Here is a 7,121-nt window from a genome sequence, read left to right on the forward strand (position 1 = left end):
CCGGATCCGCTCCTACATCTCCACCGTCCGCAAACACGGCATCAACCCCCTCACCGCCCTACGCGACCTCTTCGCCGGACGGCCATGGATGCTGCCCACAACCAGCGGAAACCCCTAAACAGTTACCAGCCAGGAGGCGTGGACGGGGGTGTGGATGAGATCAGAGCCTGCCGTCAGCGCCGCTCGTAGGGATCGATGTAGGGGTCCAGCGACTGACGTACATCCTGCTGAACCTGCTCGATGCGCAAGCCGGCGCCATAGGTCCGGGCGCGGGTCTGGCCATGCGCGACCAGCCAGCCGCGGCGGACCAGTTCGCGCAGGTCACGAATCGCCTGTTGGTCGGAGAGTTCAGCATCATGCTGATAGACGGTGCGAAGGACCCGGGAACCCCAGAATGCGGGCAGCAGCGCGTAGACGACCCGCTCGTCCAGAGCTTCCGTTGCAGCTTCCTCGCCCAGGCGGATCCACGCCCGGGCGAGGAGGTCGGTCCGGCGCTGGGCGACCTGCGCCTGACGATGGTGGGCACCGAGGCAGAACCGGATCCACGGGTGCGTGTCCCGCTTCGGATTCCAACTCGGGCCGCCCACCCGCTGCAGCACGTTGTAGTAGCCATAGGTATTGCGCCCATACCCCAACCACTCTTCGATCGAGGAGAACTCCGGCGGCATCAACGCCTCACGCGCGAATACCAAAGTGGACACCGACCGCGACATGCGCCCGTTGCCGTCCTTCCACGGGTGGATATTGACAAGGTTCAGGTGCGCCATCGACGCCCGCACGTGAACCGAGGCGTCCAGGTCACCCTCGTTGAGCCAGTCGATCAGTTCCCCCGTCAATCCCGGCACCTGCGCCTCATCGGGGGCAGTGTAGGCGGGAACGAGCGGGTCGTCGGGACTCGTGACGAACACGGGGCCGTCACGCCAGCGGCCGGGCCGCTTGTCGAGATGGTGGCCCTGCAACATGAAGTGGAGTCCGTTGAGCAGGCCCGCGTCGTACCGGAAGCCGGGACCCGCATCAGAGAGCGCCTGAATGTAAGTCATCGCCCGCTGGTAGCCCTCCAACTCCACCCTGGTGCGTTCCTCCGTCTCCAGCGGCTCTTCGCCCGACATCAGAGCCTCGACGTCGTCGACGGTCGCCGCGTAGCCCTCGATCGTGTTCGAGCCGGCGATAGCACGGGCTGTCAGGTTCCGGCGCAGTTGTCCCTGCCAGCGCGGCTGCGCGCGGAGCTGATGCCGGAGCCGCTCCCGCATCTCCTCAATCTCATCGAGAACGCGGCGGTCCTCGTCATCCAGTTCAGGCGTCTCGTACAGCATGAATCAATAACACCATGACTGAATCATCGCGTCAACCAGTTGCGTCACCCCCATATCCATTATATTGAGGTCTTCTCGGCAACCTGACGGTTGCGGTGCGTGACGGGGGTCCGAAGGCGTCATGGTGACCTGGCGTCAGACATGGGTGAAGCCCCTGGTAGGAGCGAACGCGGTGTGCAGGCCGTCGGCATTGAGGTGCATGGACAGGCGCAGTCCTGTGGCGATCATGGGCTTCGGGTGGCGGGCGTCCTGGGGCAGGGAGCGGGCGGCGTACCTCCTGGACTCGGGCAGGCGGTAGACCGACGGGACGATCGGCTCCTTGGCGACGGCGGCCCACAGCTGGCCGGTGGTGCCGTTCCAGGAGGTGGTGCCGGTCTCCACGTCGTACAGGGCGACCAGCGGTTCGATGTACAGGGCCTTGTCAACGGTGGAGAACCGCAGCCCGACCATGGCGTATCCGGGGTCCAGGGCGTAGGGGTGGGCGCTGTAGCGGACGACCGAGTAGTCCTTGTCGTCCGCGTCCTTCAGGATGGTCTGGGTGAGCAATTCGGGCATATTCTTGCCGACCTTTTGCAGGGTCACGGTGTCGGGGTCGATGTCCCAGGTGCCGGGGACGGCCTTGCCGGCGAGGAAGGAGAGGGTGTCGGGAGGCAGGACCTGGCCAGCCATATGCCGCCAGGTTCCGGCGTAGACCGCGCCGATGACCTCGGTGTTGCTGGAGGTCGTCACGTGCAGGGTCGGCTTGGGATCCGAGGTGGGGTGCAGGTCGGTCTCGACCGTGGTGAACCGTTCCGGGTTCGGTAGAGATCTCAGATGTTGGTTGTGACCTGGGCTTTCGTGGTGCTCAGGTAGTGGTTGGCTTCGTATTCGGCGGGCGGGATGTGCCCTATCTCACCGTGGAGCCGGGTGTGGTTGTACCAGTCGGTCCATTCAGCGGTGGCCAGCTCGACCTGGGCGAGGGAGCGCCAGGGTCGCTGCGGCTTGATCGCCTCGGTCTTGAAGAGGCCGATCGTGGACTCCATCAGCGCGTTGTCGTACGCGTCGCCGACCGATCCGATCGAGGCGGCGATGCCGGCCTTCTCCAAGTGCTCGGCCAGCGTGAAGGACGTATATTGCGATCCCGCGTCCGAGTGATGCACCAATTCGCCTGGAAGGGGCGGGTGTTGGTCGCGATCGCGTTGCCACAGTCCCATGTCCAGGGCGTCCAGGACGAGCCGGGTCTGCTTCGTGGTCGAGGCGGACCAGCCTACGATCCGGCGGGAGAAGGTGTCCACGACGAAGGCGACGTAGACGACGCCGGAGAACGTGGCAACGTGGGTGAAGTCGGCGACCCAGCAGCGGTTCGGCGCGCTGGCGACGAAGTCGCGGTCGACCAGGTCCGGCGCCCTTGGAGCGGAGGGGTCCGGGATCGTGGTGATCACTCTCCTGCCGCGGACGGCGCCGGTGATGCCGAGCTCGCGCATGAGGCGTTCGATGGTGCAGCGGGCCACGGTCTGGCCCTGGCGGTTCAGGTGCCGCCAGATCTTCCTCGCGCCGTAGACACGGTAGTTGGCGTCGTATGCCTCCTGGATCAGGATCTTCAGTTCGGTGTCCCGGACGGTGCGGGCCGAGGGTGCCGTCAGGCGTTTGTGGTGGGCGTAGTAGGTGGACGGGGCGATCTTGCAGTCGTGCTCGGTCAGAACACGGCAGATCGGCTCGACTCCGCCGAAGCGGTCCCGGTGCTCGTCGATGAACGCTACGAGCGTGTGTGTGGCCGGTCGAGCTCGGCCGCGAAGAAACTTGCCGCCGCCTTCAGGATCTCGTTGGCCCGCTTCAGCTCGGCGATCTCCTTCTCCATCGCCTTGATCTGCGCGGACTCCTCTGTCGTCGTCCCCGGCCGGGCACCGGCGTCGATCTCGCCCTGGCGGACCCACTTGCGCAGCGTCTCGGTCGTGCCGATGCCGAGCTTCGCGGCGACCGCTTTCATCGCGGCCCACTCGGTGTCGTAGTCGGGCCGCACCTCGGCGACCATGCGCACCGCACGACGGCGCAGCTCAAGCGGGTACTGGGAAGGACGTGCCATGACTCGATCCTCTCAAATGATCGAGTCCCTACCGAACCCGGAACGGTTCAGTGGTGCCGTTCGGCTGGTAGGGGCTGGGAGTGTTCCAGGGGGTCCTGTCGTAGCGGGTCAGCTGCCGCTCGACGATCGCGACCTGGATCTGGAGGCGTTCCTTGAGGATCGGCGTGTAGTCCACAGGCGGCAGCGACAGCGCCTGGCGGGCCTTGGCCAGCACCACGAAGCCCTGGGCCTGGATCACGGCGAGGCGCACGTAGTACCCGGCGATGTCCCGGGCCTTGGATGAAGCCGCAGCCAGAGCAGACGACGCGCCACCGCATCCAGTCATCCGTACCGAACAGCTGGAGGCCAAGGGCCCGCCAATGCGCTTCGTCGAGCACAGACCCCGCAGGCGGTACGGAGCCTCGGATCTCTGCTCGGGCCGCGGTGTAACTCACATGGTTGCCCGACTCCCGCCGCCGACGGGACGCGGCCCGCTGGACCGTGCGGTTGCGCTTTGGCATGACGTGTCTCTTCCCAGCCGGCCCCATGCCCCCGCTTCGGTGACGTCACGGCAGATCGAGGTTGACGCGTTGGGTCAGAGACTCCACCCCTCAGGGGTCCTTGCGGTCCGAACGGCAGCGACGGCATGGGCGTGGAGCAGCCGCGAACCAGGCGGGGTCGTACCACCGCGACGCCATACCTGAGCGTCCGTCATCCTCACGGGGGAAAGCCTGTGTTGCCGCCTTGACGAGCCCCACGAAGACAACGTTCCAGGGCGAACCGTGATCACATATGACATTTCCGGCTGAGGTGGGAGCGACACGCGGGAAAAAAGTGCCTCGACACGCGTGATTCGTGATGCACGGAAGGGGTCCGAGGTGGCAGGATGGGGATCATGGCCGGGACTGGAAATCAGAGGATGCTCACGAATCGTGAGACGTCCTACGACCCTGCGTCCGGCAAGGACTGGCGCATCACCGTCAACCTGCCCCCAGTTGTGGCAGAAGAGCTGATGCCCAAGCTGCGGGAGATTCACCCCCGCCTCGCTGCCGCCGGTCTCATTGGCGCCGTCATTGAACACCTGGTGCTCCGAGGCGACCAGCCCCTGGACTGGGCGACAGCAGCCGAGATGGTGAAGAAGGAGATCGAGGGCGCGTCAGTTCGGCCGCCCGAGACGGCAGAAGACAAACCCCTCCCTCGGGGTGGCCTCTCAGGGGGCATATCGACTAGCTGATACACGCCCCGGGGCTTGTCCCGCGGGGCCATACGAAAACTGAAACCCGAGGCACTGTCAGCAACAGGTTGGTAGCCAGGTGGGCTGACCAGCGCCTCTATCTCACTGACGTCTGGCGATCCGCCCGATGCGGGCTTTGTGCTGCCTGACGTCATTCAGTTCTGGAGACATCATAGCCACAGGTCCCCGGGCCGGCACCCCCATGCCTAAAGTCGGTGTGTCACGCACACCGAGCGCAGGCATGCCAGGTGCTGTTTCCGTTCCCCGTCAGACAGCGTTCATCGAACCGCTGTTCGCTCTCACTGCCCCGCCGAGCCTGAACCGTCTGGTGGGCGAAGACTCCGCCACTGCGGAAGAGCGAGCCCGTCTGGCAGCCCTCCTTCTGGACGACTTGCTGTTCGCCGCTCCCGTTTTCTGTATCGACAGCGGCAACTCGAAGGTTGTCACCGACCGGCCGCTGAGCTTCCTGAGCGAGGCTGCCGAACTCGTCCGCGCTGGCAAGGCAGCTTCGTACGTGGCGACGCTCCGGGAGAGCGTCGTGGCCGTCGACATTGACGGAGACGACGACGACTGGAGCACCAGCGCGTTGGAACACCTGACGGACCGAGCTGAAGAACTTGGAGCCTGGTACCTCACCCGCCGTTCTGGAGGTGGAGCAGGACGCTGGCACCTTATCGCCGTTCTCCCTACCCAGGCTGCGCGTGACGCGCTCAAGCTGACCGTCGACACTGTCCGTACCCACTGGGGCGCGACGGCCCGGCAGATCGACTGGCGCCGCACCCTTCGTCCCCTGTCGGCACCGCATCGTAAGAGCGGCCGCGTGGAACTCCCCGAGTTCATCGAGATGGCGAAGAACACCCTTCCCGCGTGGGCAGAGAATCTGCCGCGACACGGCGGCATCCGCCGCCGAGGCGCAGTTCTGCAGAAGGAAACTCCGGTAACTCCGTGGCGGCGCAGCTTCTCCAGTATCCCGTCAGGGGAGTTCTGGGAGCGCCTCCGCAACCCGGGCGCCGACTATTACGGAGACCGGTCTCTCAGCGAACTGCTGTCTACTGCCCGACTCATCATCGCGGGGTATGACGGCGAGACCGCGTGGAAGGTCGTCGACGACGTTCGCCACCGCGGTTTCGCCCGTGCCCGTCAGCGCGGTCACCGTTGGTGGGTGAAGCACTGCTGGAACCCGGCGGCTGAGTACGTCGACAGCCAGCGCGGCAGCCGTACCAAGAACTCGCCGGCGGACCGCTGGAAGCGCGTAGTGGGGCCACTGCTGGCGGGCGTCCGAGAACTCCACTGGGGCGGCTGGACCGTGGCCATGAGGCACAGCGCAGAGAAGACGCTCGGAGCTATCGGTGACCGGATGGCCCGCCAGGGCCTTGGCTGCCGCCCGCTCCCTCAGCGAGACGTGGAGGAGGAGACCGTCCAGTCCCGTAACACCATCTCCAAAGTCCTCCGGCAGCTGGTGGATGACGGGGTGCTCGTGAAGACGCGCGAGTACGACCAGGCATCGGGAACTGAGGCGTCGGACGAGTTCAGCCTGAACCTGCTGACTCTCGACTTCCGTGCTGAGCTGAAAAAACTGAGCCACCTTGTAGTCACTCCCCCGCCCCCCCGCAGCCGCTCCTGGTACACCCTCGCTGTCACCCTCGCCCTCCACCCCCGCCCCCTGACGGTGCCCGAGCTCTACCACCTCTCGGGTTACACGCCCTGTCCCAAACCGACTCGTGCCCAGCTGACCAACGTGGAGACGGGACTGGAGGCCCTGCTGGAGCTCCGTGTAGCCCGCCGCACGGAGCAGGGGGAGTGGGAGCTGACAGGCCAGGCCGCCCGTGAGACCCCGTCGATGAAGAAGCGGAAGGAAGCCACGGCAGCACGGATCGAGAACGAGCGGAGGGCCTTCAGGAGCGCCTGGAAGGCCACCAGGGAGAAGCTGCACCGGCGTTGGGAGGAGCAGCGCGAGAAGGCTCTGCAGAGGCGTGCAGCGAGCGACCAGAAGCGTCGTGATGGCTGGTGGTCGAGCCTGTCGGCGGAGCAACGGAAGAGCCGTCGTGAGGAGTGGCAGGCGAGGTTCCGTGCCCTGACGCCGGCACAGCAGAAGGCGCGAGTCGTCGAGTTGAGGGATCGCCGCTACCTGGCAGAGTTGGGCGCCGCTGCGTAGACGGACAGCTCATGAGTTAGGGCCGGAGTTCCGGCCGCGACAACCCTGTGCGGAACCTAGAGTTCGCACACAGGGTGTAAAACGGCCGGAGTTCCGGCCGCGACAACCCTGTGCGGAACCTAGAGTTCGCACACAGGGTGTAAAACCATGTGTAAAACCAAGTGTTACAGGGGGCACCTCCACCACCCCCTCTGATCTGCCCTTTTCCATGTTTTGCTTCGAGACCACCCACTCCCATCGTCCCTCAGAGAGGTGACTGTTTTGGACGGCCGGTGAGCTGCGGCGATGTGGTGCGAGGTGGTCCTGCGGGGCCGGTAGATTGACCTTGTGACCGATGCCCCGCCGCAGCTGCCCTCGTACGAGGAGTTGGCCGCGCTG

The 7,121-nt window shown here is 65.6% G+C and carries 6 protein-coding genes; 2 read left to right on the forward strand and 4 right to left on the reverse strand.

Translation table 11 applies throughout. The features are described 5' to 3' along the window. Nucleotides 1-173: 173 nt before the first annotated feature. The 4 genes from OTB19_RS40920 to OTB19_RS40935 all read right to left on the reverse strand — a co-directional run bounded on the left by OTB19_RS40920 (nt 174) and on the right by OTB19_RS40935 (nt 3,700). Complete coding sequence (locus tag OTB19_RS40920) at nt 174-1,313, reverse strand: Fic family protein (RefSeq protein WP_267803944.1); 1,140 nt, start codon at nt 1,311-1,313, stop codon at nt 174-176. A 135-nt stretch (nt 1,314-1,448) separates the two neighbouring features. Beyond that, complete coding sequence (locus OTB19_RS40925; protein ID WP_267803945.1) at nt 1,449-2,042, reverse strand: hypothetical protein; 594 nt, start codon at nt 2,040-2,042, stop codon at nt 1,449-1,451. 80 nt (nt 2,043-2,122) lie between these two features. Continuing rightward, nucleotides 2,123-3,375 (reverse strand): IS3 family transposase gene (locus OTB19_RS40930; protein WP_267803946.1). Its coding sequence is split into 2 segments (ribosomal slippage): nt 2,123-3,093 and nt 3,093-3,375, totalling 1,254 coding nucleotides; the frame shifts between segments, so codons are not numbered across the junction. Nucleotides 3,376-3,403: 28 nt separating this feature from the next. Continuing rightward, nucleotides 3,404-3,700 (reverse strand): hypothetical protein, encoded by a 297-nt coding sequence (locus OTB19_RS40935; protein ID WP_267803947.1) that lies wholly within the window; start codon nt 3,698-3,700, stop codon nt 3,404-3,406. A gap of 540 nt (nt 3,701-4,240) precedes the next feature. Here OTB19_RS40935 and OTB19_RS40940 point away from each other — a divergent pair. Then, the gene (locus OTB19_RS40940) at nt 4,241-4,588 is read left to right on the forward strand and encodes a hypothetical protein (RefSeq protein WP_267803948.1); all 348 of its coding nucleotides are present in this window, start codon (nt 4,241-4,243) and stop codon (nt 4,586-4,588) included. A 328-nt stretch (nt 4,589-4,916) separates the two neighbouring features. Then, on the forward strand, nt 4,917-6,743 hold the full coding sequence (locus OTB19_RS40945) for a hypothetical protein (protein ID WP_267803949.1): 1,827 nt from the start codon (nt 4,917-4,919) through the stop codon (nt 6,741-6,743). Nucleotides 6,744-7,121: the final 378 nt, after the last annotated feature.

It is taken from the genome of Streptomyces sp. H27-H5, from assembly GCF_026627505.1.
GTDB lineage: Bacteria > Actinomycetota > Actinomycetes > Streptomycetales > Streptomycetaceae > Streptomyces.

Bases quoted from the DNA above. Each gene is read 5' to 3' on its own strand.
- OTB19_RS40920 (WP_267803944.1), bottom strand. From the start codon at position 1,313: ATGCTGTACGAGACGCCTGAACTGGATGACGAGGACCGCCGCGTTCTC.
- OTB19_RS40935 (WP_267803947.1), bottom strand. From the start codon at position 3,700: ATGACTGGATGCGGTGGCGCGTCGTCTGCTCTGGCTGCGGCTTCATCC.
- OTB19_RS40940 (WP_267803948.1), top strand. From the start codon at position 4,241: ATGGGGATCATGGCCGGGACTGGAAATCAGAGGATGCTCACGAATCGT.